The sequence below is a fragment of the Thermoproteota archaeon genome (assembly GCA_030130125.1).
Taxonomy (GTDB): Archaea; Korarchaeota; Korarchaeia; order Korarchaeales; family Korarchaeaceae; genus Korarchaeum.
Genome location: JARZZM010000040.1, coordinates 1 through 11,696, shown reverse-complemented (window position 1 = coordinate 11,696; position 11,696 = coordinate 1). Strand labels below are relative to the sequence as shown.

Sequence of the window (11,696 nt, the reverse complement as noted above, 5' to 3'; positions counted from 1 at the left end):
GGGTAAGGGGGCTGAAGGGGTCGTAAATGGAAGGAGAGGCGTGATCGCCAGTCCAAAGCTCCTCGAAGAATTGGGTCTAGGCAACGGAATCGAGGTAGAGGCTGTGAAGAGGATCATGGCACAGGGGAAGACAGGGATATTCCTCGTAGTGGACGGGGAGCTAGCTGGGGCCATAGCTCTTGCTGATAGGATAAGGGACCAGTCGAAAGAGGCAGTATCCAAACTGAAGGAGAGAGGTATCAAGGTCTACATGCTCACTGGCGATAACTCGAAGGTGGCTAAATGGGTCGCCGATGAGCTGGGACTGGACGGGTACTTCGCCGAGGTTCTACCTCATGAGAAGGCTGAGAAGATGGAGGAGCTGAAGTCTCTCGGAGTTGTGGCCATGGTGGGTGATGGGATAAACGACGCGCCTGCCTTGGTCCAGTCAGATGTGGGCATAGCCATCGGCGCTGGGACCGATGTGGCCATCGAGAGCGCTGACATAGTGCTGGTGAGGAACGATCCTAGAGATGTGGTGCAGCTGATGGACCTCGCTAGGGCCACCTACAGGAAGATGTACCAGAACCTGTTATGGGCTACGGGATACAACGCGCTGGCTATCCCTCTGGCGGCCGGAGTGGCCTATCCTTGGGGGATACTCTTAAGCCCGGCTGTTGGAGCGGTCCTTATGTCCCTCAGCACGGTGATAGTGGCGATAAACGCCAAGCTCCTCCGGAGCTGATCCCCTCCCACCCACTCTAACAGCCGTTAGAGATCTGATTCTCCTGAGAAGACTACCAGAGTTTTTTACCATCGCGCGAGACCGGTAGAGGCCGACCTAGAAGCGGGAGGATACTACTGAGCCTGCTTAAAATATCAGCAGGCCTGCGAGTTCGCTCTTAGGGCCCTGTTGAGGGTAAGGAAAGCAGCGCGCTATGATTTGGGCGAAATTAGGCCCGGACTGTGGGCTCTGAAGGAGCTCGATGTTACAAGCCCATTCTCAGTTCTCAAGGTAAACGGCGAGGAGACAAGGGAAATGGTAAAGGAGATCTATGTTCCGAAATCCCGCCGGATACTCCCTAACGATATTTCCTCACGGTTTCCAAGTGAACGAAGACCTTTTGAGGAGGATAGACCTAGCGGAGGCCTTTCTTAAGGGATACCAACCTGAAGCGTTAGACTATCACAGTTGACCGTAAGCAGGGTAGTGTAGTGAGATACTTGTATGGAAAACTTGGTCTGTCTAAGCTGTTCTTAGCAGCTAACTAGTAGATCCTCACTCCCTCATTCTCTATAGTTCTTATCCACTTTCCAGCTCTCATTTTTAAATAATCGCTCAGGTTTATTATCTGCGGCTCGAGTCCCCTGATGTTGATGCTCTTCCTGATCTCCAAGTAAAGCCTATCACGATCAACACAATCTTCAACTACGATCAGCAAGTCTATATCGCTGAAGGCTGTTTGATCGCCCCGCGCATAGGAGCCGAAGAGATACACTTCTAGGATACCAAGCTTGCCCGCATTCTTAGAAAAGTACTCCTTAAGGGCCCTTATAACGTGCTCCCTGCTATACCTTGGATAATATACTTTTACACACATTAACGATCTCCTCCGCGTACGATATTAACCTCTCAGCCTCAATCCTTGTGTATCTCCTCCTTGGAGATAGGGAAGGGTGAGCATTTGGGTACCTAGTTGGTATATAAGCTTTATCTAGCTCTAAAGCCTTATCTAGAAGAGAATTCACATCGAACTCGAACTTTCCCCTAATTTCAAGGAGTAGCTCGTAAACGGAATGCCCCTAAGCCTCCCCACCTTGCCTTTGGATAACCGCCTTAACTGCCTTTTCAGCCGCCTGTTGAGCTGAGAAACAGGCCCAATCATAAAAACCAGCTTCAAGATCATGCTTTTCGTGTTTTAGATCCCACTCAGCCTGATCCAACCAATCTTTACTCCTCTCAACCAACATGTATCCCTGTGGAAGATCCTCCATCCTAATTAATTTTTAGCAGGTTTGGCCCAGCTTCTATCCAAATAGCTTTGAGTTAGATCTTATAGCGCGGAGAGGTCCATCCTCCTATGATCCAAGGACCGACGGGATATAATGTGATCGGGAGAAGGGTTCCTATCCTCGCTAGATCATTCGTTGGGAAGGCTATGTAATGACTCCTTCAACATACTGGGGGGTTACTTGGGAAGGCTTGCAAAGGGCATGAAGCACATTTACTTGGTAGTAAGTAGGTAGGGAAGGCCTATGTGGATGGAGCTCCTCACTCTCGCCTTCACCTCTCGCCATTCCTCAGATCCACGCGAACTCCCACGTAAGCTTAAATTCTCGTCATGTCACATAACTTGTGAGACCGGAGTCCGAGGCCCTGTGGAAACAAGGACTGGAGGACTTGAAGACAGCTAAGGTACTACTGGAAGCCGGTCGCTACTACGCCTCCGTGTTCTTCTCTCATCAGGCAGCTGAAAAATTCCTCAAAGCTGCTTACATAGAGCTGAAAAGGGAATTGTATCCGAAGACCCATAATCTGGTCGAGCTTGGTAAGGCTCTTGGCATGGAGGATCTCATGGAAAATCTCATGGAACTAAATCCCGAATACTCTGTGACTAGATATCCTGATGCTGCTAACGGCATTCCGGCGGAGATGTACAATGAGAACATAGCCAGGAAGCATATTAGAACGGCTGAAAGGGTGATGGAGGTATGCAGGAGATTAATGAGATCATCAGAGCAATAAGGGAATGGGACCCCGAAGCTAGAATAATACTCTTCGGTTCTAGGGCGAGAGGGGAGCATCTCAAGTACAGCGATTACGATCTTATAGTCGTGTCCAAGAGGTTCGAAGGGATCCCCTTCATTAGGAGGTCAGCGCTGCTCCTTAAACATCTCTACAGAAGGGGAATCGTGATGCCGCTAGAGCTCCTCTGCTATACTACTGAGGAATTTGAGAGGAAGAAGGAGGAGCTGGGTGTGGTCAGAGAGGCTGTGAGTTACGGTGTTGAGCTCTGAATTCACAGATAAAGGGGTACATCTATCAGGATAAATGGTGCGCAATACGTTGGGTAGATGCGAAACGCATCTAAACTATTTAAATGCATCTCTCGAATCTTGATGTTAAAAACGTTACCTAGTATTGGAGGCTCTTATTCGCAGGAGAAAAGAAAAATGTGCACCTGTAAAACCCCCCTTCCTTCAGTGAGGAGGCTGCATCCAAGCTTCCATCGATCATCTCTCATCGCTCACTGCGCACCCCGTAATCCTCCCCATGCGCGATTCCACTATCTTTTCTACTTTTCAGATATACATTTTTATAGGTATGATATATAGTACTACTGATGCGCGTAGTGAAGGTGACTAGGAAGGGACAGGTCACCCTACCAAAGGAAATCAGGGATATGCTCGAAATCAGGGAGGGAGATCTCCTGCTGGTGGATTTGAGGGATGGCAGCATTATTCTCACCAAGGGTGAGATACCGCCCCCCGGCGAGCCCATAGGGGAGGAAGATTACAGGAAGCTGGTTGAGGAGCTCGATAGGGAGAGAGCAAGATGGTGATCGTACTGGATACGAGGTTCATCATCGCTCACACATTCCCACCCACCAAAGAGGACAGAGACGCCATACTCAGGTTCCTGAGGAAGCATGGTGGGGAGAATTTCCTGGTACCTACAATTGTCGTATCCGAGTTCATGAAAATTGCCGGTAGGAGGATCGGGGAGGAGACGGCTAAAGTGAGGATCAGAGCTTGGCTGTCCTCTTCTAGAGTGAGTGCTTTCGACTTGGATAAAGAGATAGCTGAGATGGCTGGTGAGCTGGCCTTGGAACATCATGTGCCGATCGCCGATGCCATAATTGCTTCGGTCGCTAAGAAGGTGGGTGGAATCGTAGCTACCGACGATGAGCATTTCAGGAAGCTGGGTGTCAGGGTAACCTGGTACAAGCGTTGACGTTTCAAAGGTGTCGCCTTAACTCCTGTAGAGGTGTTCCCTGCGATCCAACTGGCTCGGGACTCTTGAAGCAGATCATCTAGGCGGGGACATGACAGGATCCTTCGTCACCTCGAGAACGGGGGAGATACTTTTCAGCCGGAGTCTGTTCACATCAAGAGGGTAGGTGGAATATTCTCTCCAGCTGAGATCACCCAAAATTAATCGGAAAGCTCTTGTGATGTCCTAACTGGTGCTACAAGGGGGATCATAGTGACTCATTAACGGCCTATATCCTCTAAGATATTTCCTTCAAATCGTTGCCATCTAAGGACAGCGAGTTAGGGGACCAGCCGAAGTAAAACAACATCCCCGTGGATGGCAGCATACCCAATTGTACCAATGAATATCTTCTCGGCTCTTCTCGATCTTTAGGTAACCTCTGGCTCGAATAAAGGTAGATCCTAAAAACGGCATAGGCTAAACGATTTAAGGAGGACCTAGGTACTATGTAGTGATCCCCTTGAGATTCAGGATCGATCTAGATGAATTTGATAGATGGATGAAGCAGGCCAAGCATACTCTAAGGCTTGTGCAGGCTGACTTGGAGGTGGGAGGATATGACTGGGCCTGCTTTAAATCCCAGCAGGCCTGCGAATTTGCCCTTAAGGCCCTGTTGAGGGGACTGGGGAGGCAGGCATTCGGTCATAACATACTCTCCTTCTACAGACAGGCCTCGGAGGTCTGCGAAGGGAGTGATGAAATAGAAGAGTGCGTCTCCTATTTGGACAAGCTCTATATACCTCCGAGATACCCTGATGCATTCCCAGAAGGTTTTCCAGCCGAGCACTTTACTGAGAAGGATGCACTAAGGGCTAAAGAGTGTTCTAGGAAGGTTATCGAGTGGGTGGAGAGATGTCTTACAGCTCAGCATTGAGAGACATATTGGAGGAAAGGGTGAAAGCTAGAGAAAAAATCATAAGAGAGCTCAGGGCCTACTCTAAGAAGCTAAGTGAGAACTTGGGTAGAGTGTCCATAATACTGTTCGGCTCCTTCGCCAAGGGGGACTACAACCTGTGGAGCGATATAGATGTGATCATTGTATCAGAGAGCTTCAGGGGCATTAGATTCGTGGAGAGGTGCTTGGAGATTGGAGATCCCTTCGGTAACTTGAGTCCCATTTGCTGGACACCGGAGGAATTCGAGGGTATGATAAAGAAACCTTCTTGGAGGAGGGCACTCGAGCATTCAGTAGTGATACAGGATATGCACGGCGTGGTTAGGAAACTCAGGGCTGAAGGAGTAGCTCCTACTTACGAATAGCTCCACGTGCCAGGTTTGATGATCCCACGTCGTTACAGGAATTGCTGACTTGGGGTACCTCACATTATATCTTTCCCACCCCATAATGATGGATGACCTCGGAGGTAGCGTCCTTCCTAAGGGAACTTGTGAGGGTGAGGAGCCTCTCCGGCGATGAGGGCGAGTTAGCGTCCCTGATAAGGGAGGAACTGGGGAAGATAGGGGTCGATAGGGTCTGGATCGACAGAGTAGGCAACGTGATAGCCGAGATACGGGGAGGAGGCAACGGCCTCCTGCTCTTCGATGCCCATATGGACACCGTACCCGAAGGCGATCTCAGAAACTGGAGGAGGGACCCCTTCTCCGCTGATGTGATCGAGGGTCGCGTGTACGGAAGGGGCTCCGTCGACATGAAAGGCGGCCTAGCCGCTATTGTCCACTCCACTTCCTTGGTTGGAGAGGAGGATGCAGACTTGGTTTACGCATTCGTGGTACACGAGGAGGATCAGGAGGGTTTCGGAGTACGTCATGTGATCGATTCCTTAGATGAGAGGCCGAACCTCGTCGTGCTGGGCGAGCCTACCTCCCTGAATCTGGCTAGAGGGCACAGAGGGAGGGCTGAGGTACTCGTAACCCTCAGGGGAAAGACCGCGCACTCCAGCATGCCTGAACTGGGGGAGAACTGCCTCCACAAGATCTGCGCATACCTCTCCGAACTTCGGAGTCTGGAGATGAATACTCATCCCCTCCTAGGGAAGGGTTCGGTTGCTCCTGTGAACGTGAAGGTCAGCCCCGGCATAATACCCGTCATCCCGGACACGTGCTCGGTCCTCCTCGACAGGAGAACCGTCCCCGGGGAGACCAAGGAGTACGTGGAGGCCCAGCTGAAAGGCAGTGTTGTCAGGAGGAGACTGAGGTGCTACACCGGTTACGAGGAGGATGTAGAGGCGTGGTTCCCTGCTTGGGTGAGCGAGGGTCCCTACTTGGTGGAGCTCGCCCGCATACTGGGAGGTGAACTCATGGTGTGGAGGTTCGGCACCGATGGCTCCTACACGGCCGGCGAGGCCGGCATACCAACGATAGGCTACGGTCCCGGCAATCAGGAAATGGCCCACCAGCCGAACGAGATGGTTCCAATAAAGGAGGTGGAGAGGGCGGTTAAAGGATATGCCGAGATTGTGAGGTGGTTCTCTAGTCTCCAACGTACCTCAAGCTGATGTCCCCGCTGGTCGAATGTGCCTGCACGACGAACTCTTGGGAGGACTCAGTGCCTACCATCCCTCGGGCAAATCTCTTGGTTACGCTCGTGATGCCCCTATCCTCCCCGGAGTGGAGGAGGCGTATGCCCTCAAATTTAACGTCACCACTCATCGTCTCGGCCGTTACGTTCAAGTAGATGTTATCGTCCTTACTCAGATCTAAGACGATGTCTCCACTCGTCGTATCGGCGAAGAATCCCCTCACTCCGCTTATGCTAGGGTAAGCCCCATACCACGCGTGAACACGACCCACTATATCTCCGCTGACAGTTCTGACATCGCCGGAGTGCCCGATCCTCACATCGAGGTTCACATCCCCGCTGGTTGTCCTCACCTGTAGACTCGCATACGTTCCTCTAACTATCACATCCCCGCTGACTGTCCTTAACCCAGCGTCCAGTCCACCCACCTCCATCTCCACATTCCCGCTGACGGACTCAACTGTAGCTAACGTGATCTCGCACCCTTTAGGTACGAGGATCTCCATGCGGAGCTCTGGCTTGTACACTGGGAGACCTAGTAGGATCAGAGGCCTCTCATAATCCGTGTATATGTTGAGCTGGGAGGGCTCACCAACCGAATCGCTCTCCCAATAGGTCAAAGTCATACTCTTCCTAATATCCTCGATCAAATTGGCCGGAGCCATCATTTTCACGGTTAAATTGTCCTCATCACCGCCCATTACCTTTATGTTGAAGGGTACCGCCGTCACATTAAGTACGAGTGTGCCGTTGCACTCGAAGCTGCCTAGGGTTACGTTAGAGTGCGGCGCGGGCTCCGCGAACTTCATTCCCAGGGCCCTGCCTGCGTGAACAGAAATCGTCATGAACACTATTGATAGGGCTAGGGACACCAGCACGGTGACTAGGACTTTGACCAACTCCCTTTTAACGGCAGATGCCCTCCTCATCGAGTAGCTGAGGGCCAGTAGTACCAGCCCTAGGCCCGTCAAGATGGCCGCCTTGCCGTAGTCGGGTATGCTCCACCAAGGCAGGTACTCCAGCGATAGTACCAAGACTCCCACGAACAGGAAGAACTTTCCAGCACCGAGTAGGGCTCTATTCAAGGAGATCACCTCCCTCACCGCTACCGTTCCCTCGACCGCCTCCCGCCCCTTCGGACCTCTCCGATCTCCCCTTGAGACCCAGCACCACCATCAGAATGCCTAGGAGGATCAGGGCCACGGGCCAGTTTACTTCGATCTGCGGGAACATCTCTTTGAGGAGCCAGTAAACGCCTCCGAGTATGAGGATGACACCAACTATGAGCGCGAAGTCACCGTTCCCCTCCTCGCGCTCGACCCTCTCGTAACCGTACCTCCCTCTCACATAGGCGGCTGATACTAGGAGAGTTGTGAATATCGCCGCTAGGCCGTGGTGGATCCACGCTAGGAGCACCACCAGCACAGCTATGCCGCCTGAGGATAGATGTCTCTCCATTGCCTCGCCTAGATCGGCCAAGAAGTCCACTACCTGTCCCATACGGACACCAAGATGGATCTCAAACTTCAGCTAATAGAGATGGTTGAAGAGAAACGTTTGACGAGAGCCGTCGTCATCCTTGTAGCCTAGCCCAGCACCAGACTGACGCCACCTACCGAGTCCAGCACGACCCTGCCAGCGAAGATACCGACTGCTGCCACTACGAACGACTCGCTGGGATTCAACTTGAGGGAGTGCTTGGCCGAGGTCATCAGTAGGTAGAAGAACCAGACGAGACACACCTTGGGGATGGCAGAGGAGATCAGGTAGGGGGGAACCCCCAACAGCCCGGCCACCGACTCGGGTTGTGCGACGACAAGGGACGATACGAGGAGGGGGAGGAGGGTGACCGGGAAAGAGACTAGGAATCTGACGTAATCTTCGGCATTGTACCCGACCTTGGCTCCGGCTAAGGAGAAGATCAGAGGAGAGAGGACGTTTCCAATCAAGGAGGGAATACCGAAGTATCTGATCGTAGATAGAATTGCCGACAAACCTATGAGCAGCGATAGAGCTATGAAAGAAGGTTTAAGCTCGGCTAGAGCCCTGAAACCAGCAAAGGGCCTCAAAACCAGATCCAAGGGAGATTCTGCTCGGGTGGCGCTGATTGATCCCTCCTCGATGACGAGCATGGCCCTGTAGGCCTTCCACCCATCCTCAGTCAGTTCATAGAGTCCTCTGTTGGAGGTTATGAGGCTCCTCATCTTCTCCAAGTGATGATTGAGAGTGCCCGTCGTGAGGCCGGTCTTCCTGAGGAGGGAGGTATAGGTCTGGGGGCCTTCCTCGGCCAGCGATCTCAGGATGATCCTCCTAGTCTTATGCGCCAAGGCCTGAAACAGTTTATCTTCTTCCATCCTGTCCGGAATTGATGACAGAGCTTAAAATATTACTGAGGTCAGCTCGCAGGCAGGAAGGTGCCTAGGAGTAGCAAGGCCAGTACGACAACCAAGATCCACCTAATGATCCCTGATATCTTGGCTATTAGGGTGACTAGCACGAGCAGCTCAATTATCGTCACGGCCGCGCCAGCCACGGGCTCGCTCATCCCGACCTTGGTGAGGAGGGGCAGGAGGGTGTCCTTCACTAGGGAGTCCATCCAATTAGCTAGGCGGATCAGCAGTTCCTTCAGGAAGCCAGTCAGATCAATGCCAATCATTCTATGCTCTCCCATCTGAAGACATCCATAAATATACAGGCCGTCGTCCTGATGTTGAGGCTCCTCATTAACCTGTAGATCAAGCCTCCCGATAGCTGACCGAGGAAGAAAGCTCCCACAAGAACAGGAAAGGTTATGAGAGCCCATCCAAGTCCTGAAAGGAACCTCAGAGCTATAACCAGTATGACGGGAATGTGTATCGCTAGGAACCACTGCCTGCTAGCTCTCCTCACATGAGCTCTCCAGTAGCCGAAGGGGAGGTTCATCAGGAACACGACAAGGGCTAGCTGTGCTAGGTCCATTTCGCATCCTTAAATGGGAGGGGAATGGCATTAATTACTCTTTTCGTTCGGATAGTGCGAGCCAGTCCGGGAGCAGGATGGGTCGTCGAGCTTTTAGTATAGAAACAGAGGGTCGCTAAATCCTTCCAGCGACCTTCCCAGATCAGTCCAAGGGATTAAAAGGGGTTAATTCCCTCAGTGCCTCAACCACCCATATCCCTCTCTTCTCCGCCTCTTCTATGGATTCGGGAGTCGCCCAGAGCGTGTATACCACTGCAAGTATCCTCTTACCCCTGACTTCCGGGAACTTCCTCCTCACTTCCTCCACCAACTCCAATATCCTCTTCACCAGACCCACGCCCAAGCGAGTGGTGACCTCTCCGACGACGCACAGGTCATCGGTACAACCGTAGATGTCTACCTCGAGTCCCTCGATGAAGAGTCTCCTCAGACTTATGTCGATGCCCCTCTCCCTCAACTTATAGGAAATGACCTCCCTAGCTTCCTCCTCAAGAGATATGCTCGTCCTATCCATGTATGAGCGGATTTCCTTTATTTCCGCGACAATTTCGTTAAATTTCTTGTCGTGCTCGGCAAGCTTCCTGAGGATCTCCTCCATCCCGAGGAGGCCAGCCACCGCATACTTGAACTCCTCATCTTCTCTAAGCAGGGTGAGGATCTTCCTCTTCAGGTCCCAGCTGCTCATTCACCTACCTGGGGAAATGGTTGGAGGGAAACAAAAACCTTTCGTTGAGCCTTCCCGCCCTGAATTTTGAGGGACGCTGCGATCCCCATGACCCACCTACTCTCATGGTTTCTCCGTGTCTTTGTCGGTTCCACTCATATTTCTCCTCAAAATCCCTGAACTCCTCAAGGATCATTAGTAGCTGTATGTTTACCCTCACGCTGTTGCATGGATTTTTCAGTTGGGTTCTAGAACAGGTTACCAGCCTGACTGGTTCATCATTTAAGGTAATTATCAAAAGTTTGAGAGATGAAGCGTTGAAGTGATATCCGACCAAAGAAAGTATTATAATGTAAACCTACTTAAGTTGACATGGGTATCGAAGTGAAGAAGCTAGCCTGCCCTCAAGTCTGGCCCGCTCCATGGGCTGGTTGGCCCCTAGTCCTCTCAATCTTAGCAAACAGCTCCATCAGTGCGGCGATTCCGCTCGGATTCGGAGCACTGATCCTAGGGGAGGATAAGATCGCCGTCCTTTCATTAGTCCTCATGGTCACCGGGACGGTGATCCTTTTCATCTCTAGGGGGAGGCGTGTAGAGATCTCTGACAGGTCTATGATTCTAGTTTACGGGATTCTCAAGAAGGAGGTCAAGTTTTCCGATATCGGAGAGCTGATGAGCGGGGGTGACCTATCGGGTCTGCACCTAGCTAGAGCTCTTCCTGGCCTAACCATGTCAGTTGCCATCTCAACGCTGTCTGGATGCTGGGCCCTGTATTGGTCCTTGACCCGTGTGTGGCACACCCCTCTAGCTGCAATAGCCTCCCTAGCTGGGGGGATATCACTCCAGTACTTTATGATAATTTCCATTATCTCACCCAGTGGGGGAAGGAGGTTCGGCTATGGGCACGTCCTGGGAACTTCAGCTGGAGCTGTGACATTAGCATTATCTTCAATATCTCCAGACGGAGTCAAGCTGATCTTGATACTAATGGGTGGTAGCTCACTTATCCTCTCGCTTGCGTTCTCCGTATCCCCAAGTAGGATGAGGGGGATAGTTCTGATGAGATCAGTTGACGGAAAAGCCTATCCACTTATCGCCCAAGATAGCGTTAAACTGATGGAAGAGCTCGCGAGAATACTAAGGAACCTTGGAGAGAGCTTTAGAAGTGAGGGTGGTGATTAGGAGATGAGGACGGTGCTTGGCTGTGAGAGGAGGGCCTTCTCCCCACCGTGGACAGGATTGAGGTCTCTGCTCTTTGCCATAGGAGGGGCGGTTTCATCAGGTGGATTCGTTTTTTCCCTCCTATCAGCAATGCTCGGGGCTCCACTCTCGAGATCCCTTTCATATCTGGCTCTCTCCCTAGGGATCGGGATCGTATTCTTGGCCCTCAGCACTGCTAGGGTCTACGTGGAGGACGCGTATATATTGGTGAAGGGGAGGCTCCTTCCCCCTGAGAGGTACCAGCTGTCCTCACTGGCGGAATTCATCGATCTGACCTCAGTCGAGCGGTTCGTGGCCCTTCACAGGATACCTGGTCTCCTGCTGAGTACTGCATCGAACTTGATAGCTACGACTGCCGCATTCTTGTGGGCCTATTTGAAGACGCTACCTCCTATTCT

The 11,696-nt window shown here is 51.8% G+C and carries 18 protein-coding genes and 1 pseudogene; 11 read left to right on the top strand and 8 right to left on the bottom strand.

What is annotated here, in order from left to right; all coding sequences use genetic code 11:
* Both QI197_06605 and QI197_06600 read left to right on the top strand, forming a co-directional pair.
* Positions 1 to 724, top strand: a 724-nt coding sequence (locus QI197_06605; GenBank protein MDK2373028.1) for an HAD-IC family P-type ATPase, incomplete at its 5' end; no start/stop codon positions are given.
* A gap of 168 nt (positions 725 to 892) precedes the next feature.
* On the top strand, positions 893 to 1,138 hold the full coding sequence (locus QI197_06600; GenBank protein ID MDK2373027.1) for a hypothetical protein: 246 nt from the start codon (positions 893 to 895) through the stop codon (positions 1,136 to 1,138).
* Positions 1,139 to 1,247: 109 nt separating this feature from the next.
* On the opposite strand, the gene QI197_06595 is transcribed toward QI197_06600, so the two are convergent.
* Both QI197_06595 and QI197_06590 read right to left on the bottom strand, forming a co-directional pair.
* Positions 1,248 to 1,580 carry a nucleotidyltransferase domain-containing protein gene (locus QI197_06595; GenBank protein MDK2373026.1) on the bottom strand — a complete coding sequence of 111 codons (333 nt, stop codon included), beginning with the start codon at positions 1,578 to 1,580 and terminating at the stop codon, positions 1,248 to 1,250.
* Positions 1,549 to 1,974, bottom strand: a pseudogene (locus QI197_06590) (HEPN domain-containing protein). Before QI197_06590 ends, QI197_06595 begins: the two are co-directional and overlap by 32 nt.
* Positions 1,975 to 2,335: 361 nt before the next feature.
* On the opposite strand from QI197_06590, the gene QI197_06585 reads away from it, so the two are divergent.
* The 7 genes from QI197_06585 (at position 2,336) to QI197_06555 (ending at position 6,432) form a co-directional block, all read left to right on the top strand.
* Positions 2,336 to 2,725: a HEPN domain-containing protein gene (locus QI197_06585; protein ID MDK2373025.1), complete on the top strand. Its 390-nt coding sequence runs from the start codon at positions 2,336 to 2,338 to the stop codon at positions 2,723 to 2,725.
* Complete coding sequence (locus tag QI197_06580; GenBank protein MDK2373024.1) at positions 2,692 to 2,997, top strand: nucleotidyltransferase domain-containing protein; 306 nt, start codon at positions 2,692 to 2,694, stop codon at positions 2,995 to 2,997. Before QI197_06585 ends, QI197_06580 begins: the two co-directional genes overlap by 34 nt.
* A gap of 326 nt (positions 2,998 to 3,323) precedes the next feature.
* Complete coding sequence (locus QI197_06575) at positions 3,324 to 3,542, top strand: AbrB/MazE/SpoVT family DNA-binding domain-containing protein (GenBank protein ID MDK2373023.1); 219 nt, start codon at positions 3,324 to 3,326, stop codon at positions 3,540 to 3,542.
* On the top strand, positions 3,536 to 3,934 hold the full coding sequence (locus tag QI197_06570; protein ID MDK2373022.1) for a PIN domain-containing protein: 399 nt from the start codon (positions 3,536 to 3,538) through the stop codon (positions 3,932 to 3,934). The genes QI197_06575 and QI197_06570 overlap by 7 nt, the downstream gene beginning before the upstream one ends.
* Before the next feature lie 502 nt (positions 3,935 to 4,436).
* Positions 4,437 to 4,850 carry a HEPN domain-containing protein gene (locus QI197_06565; protein MDK2373021.1) on the top strand — a complete coding sequence of 138 codons (414 nt, stop codon included), beginning with the start codon at positions 4,437 to 4,439 and terminating at the stop codon, positions 4,848 to 4,850.
* Positions 4,829 to 5,236 carry a nucleotidyltransferase domain-containing protein gene (locus QI197_06560; protein ID MDK2373020.1) on the top strand — a complete coding sequence of 136 codons (408 nt, stop codon included), beginning with the start codon at positions 4,829 to 4,831 and terminating at the stop codon, positions 5,234 to 5,236. Before QI197_06565 ends, QI197_06560 begins: the two co-directional genes overlap by 22 nt.
* A gap of 92 nt (positions 5,237 to 5,328) precedes the next feature.
* Positions 5,329 to 6,432, top strand: coding sequence for a M20/M25/M40 family metallo-hydrolase (locus tag QI197_06555; GenBank protein MDK2373019.1), 1,104 nt, complete (start codon positions 5,329 to 5,331; stop codon positions 6,430 to 6,432).
* Here QI197_06555 and QI197_06550 read toward each other — a convergent pair.
* From QI197_06550 to QI197_06525, 6 genes are all read right to left on the bottom strand, one after another.
* The gene (locus QI197_06550; protein ID MDK2373018.1) at positions 6,407 to 7,540 is read right to left on the bottom strand and encodes a DUF4097 family beta strand repeat-containing protein; all 1,134 of its coding nucleotides are present in this window, start codon (positions 7,538 to 7,540) and stop codon (positions 6,407 to 6,409) included. The two genes, QI197_06555 and QI197_06550, sit on opposite strands and share 26 nt — an antisense overlap.
* Positions 7,533 to 7,955 carry a hypothetical protein gene (locus tag QI197_06545; GenBank protein ID MDK2373017.1) on the bottom strand — a complete coding sequence of 141 codons (423 nt, stop codon included), beginning with the start codon at positions 7,953 to 7,955 and terminating at the stop codon, positions 7,533 to 7,535. The genes QI197_06550 and QI197_06545 overlap by 8 nt, the downstream gene beginning before the upstream one ends.
* Positions 7,956 to 8,041: 86 nt before the next feature.
* Positions 8,042 to 8,809 (bottom strand): helix-turn-helix domain-containing protein, encoded by a 768-nt coding sequence (locus tag QI197_06540; GenBank protein MDK2373016.1) that lies wholly within the window; start codon positions 8,807 to 8,809, stop codon positions 8,042 to 8,044.
* A 41-nt stretch (positions 8,810 to 8,850) separates the two neighbouring features.
* Entirely contained in the window at positions 8,851 to 9,111 is a 261-nt protein-coding gene (locus QI197_06535) for a hypothetical protein (protein ID MDK2373015.1), read from the bottom strand.
* On the bottom strand, positions 9,108 to 9,413 hold the full coding sequence (locus QI197_06530) for a hypothetical protein (protein MDK2373014.1): 306 nt from the start codon (positions 9,411 to 9,413) through the stop codon (positions 9,108 to 9,110). Before QI197_06530 ends, QI197_06535 begins: the two co-directional genes overlap by 4 nt.
* A gap of 142 nt (positions 9,414 to 9,555) precedes the next feature.
* A complete protein-coding gene (locus QI197_06525; protein MDK2373013.1) occupies positions 9,556 to 10,098 on the bottom strand; it encodes a hypothetical protein in 543 nt (180 codons plus the stop codon).
* Positions 10,099 to 10,461: 363 nt separating this feature from the next.
* Between QI197_06525 and QI197_06520 the strand changes: the two genes are divergently transcribed.
* Positions 10,462 to 11,259, top strand: a complete 798-nt coding sequence (locus QI197_06520; protein MDK2373012.1) for a hypothetical protein — start codon at positions 10,462 to 10,464, stop codon at positions 11,257 to 11,259.
* A gap of 3 nt (positions 11,260 to 11,262) precedes the next feature.
* Positions 11,263 to 11,696: hypothetical protein (locus tag QI197_06515; GenBank protein ID MDK2373011.1), on the top strand; the 434-nt coding region annotated here is incomplete at its 3' end.

Coding starts and splice junctions, on each gene's coding strand:
- QI197_06595 (MDK2373026.1), bottom strand. CDS start 1,580: ATGTGTGTAAAAGTATATTATCCAAGGTATAGCAGGGAGCACGTTATA.
- QI197_06580 (MDK2373024.1), top strand. CDS start 2,692: ATGCAGGAGATTAATGAGATCATCAGAGCAATAAGGGAATGGGACCCC.
- QI197_06575 (MDK2373023.1), top strand. CDS start 3,324: ATGCGCGTAGTGAAGGTGACTAGGAAGGGACAGGTCACCCTACCAAAG.
- QI197_06570 (MDK2373022.1), top strand. CDS start 3,536: ATGGTGATCGTACTGGATACGAGGTTCATCATCGCTCACACATTCCCA.
- QI197_06560 (MDK2373020.1), top strand. CDS start 4,829: ATGTCTTACAGCTCAGCATTGAGAGACATATTGGAGGAAAGGGTGAAA.
- QI197_06555 (MDK2373019.1), top strand. CDS start 5,329: ATGACCTCGGAGGTAGCGTCCTTCCTAAGGGAACTTGTGAGGGTGAGG.
- QI197_06545 (MDK2373017.1), bottom strand. CDS start 7,955: ATGGGACAGGTAGTGGACTTCTTGGCCGATCTAGGCGAGGCAATGGAG.
- QI197_06540 (MDK2373016.1), bottom strand. CDS start 8,809: ATGGAAGAAGATAAACTGTTTCAGGCCTTGGCGCATAAGACTAGGAGG.
- QI197_06535 (MDK2373015.1), bottom strand. CDS start 9,111: ATGATTGGCATTGATCTGACTGGCTTCCTGAAGGAACTGCTGATCCGC.
- QI197_06530 (MDK2373014.1), bottom strand. CDS start 9,413: ATGGACCTAGCACAGCTAGCCCTTGTCGTGTTCCTGATGAACCTCCCC.
- QI197_06525 (MDK2373013.1), bottom strand. CDS start 10,098: ATGAGCAGCTGGGACCTGAAGAGGAAGATCCTCACCCTGCTTAGAGAA.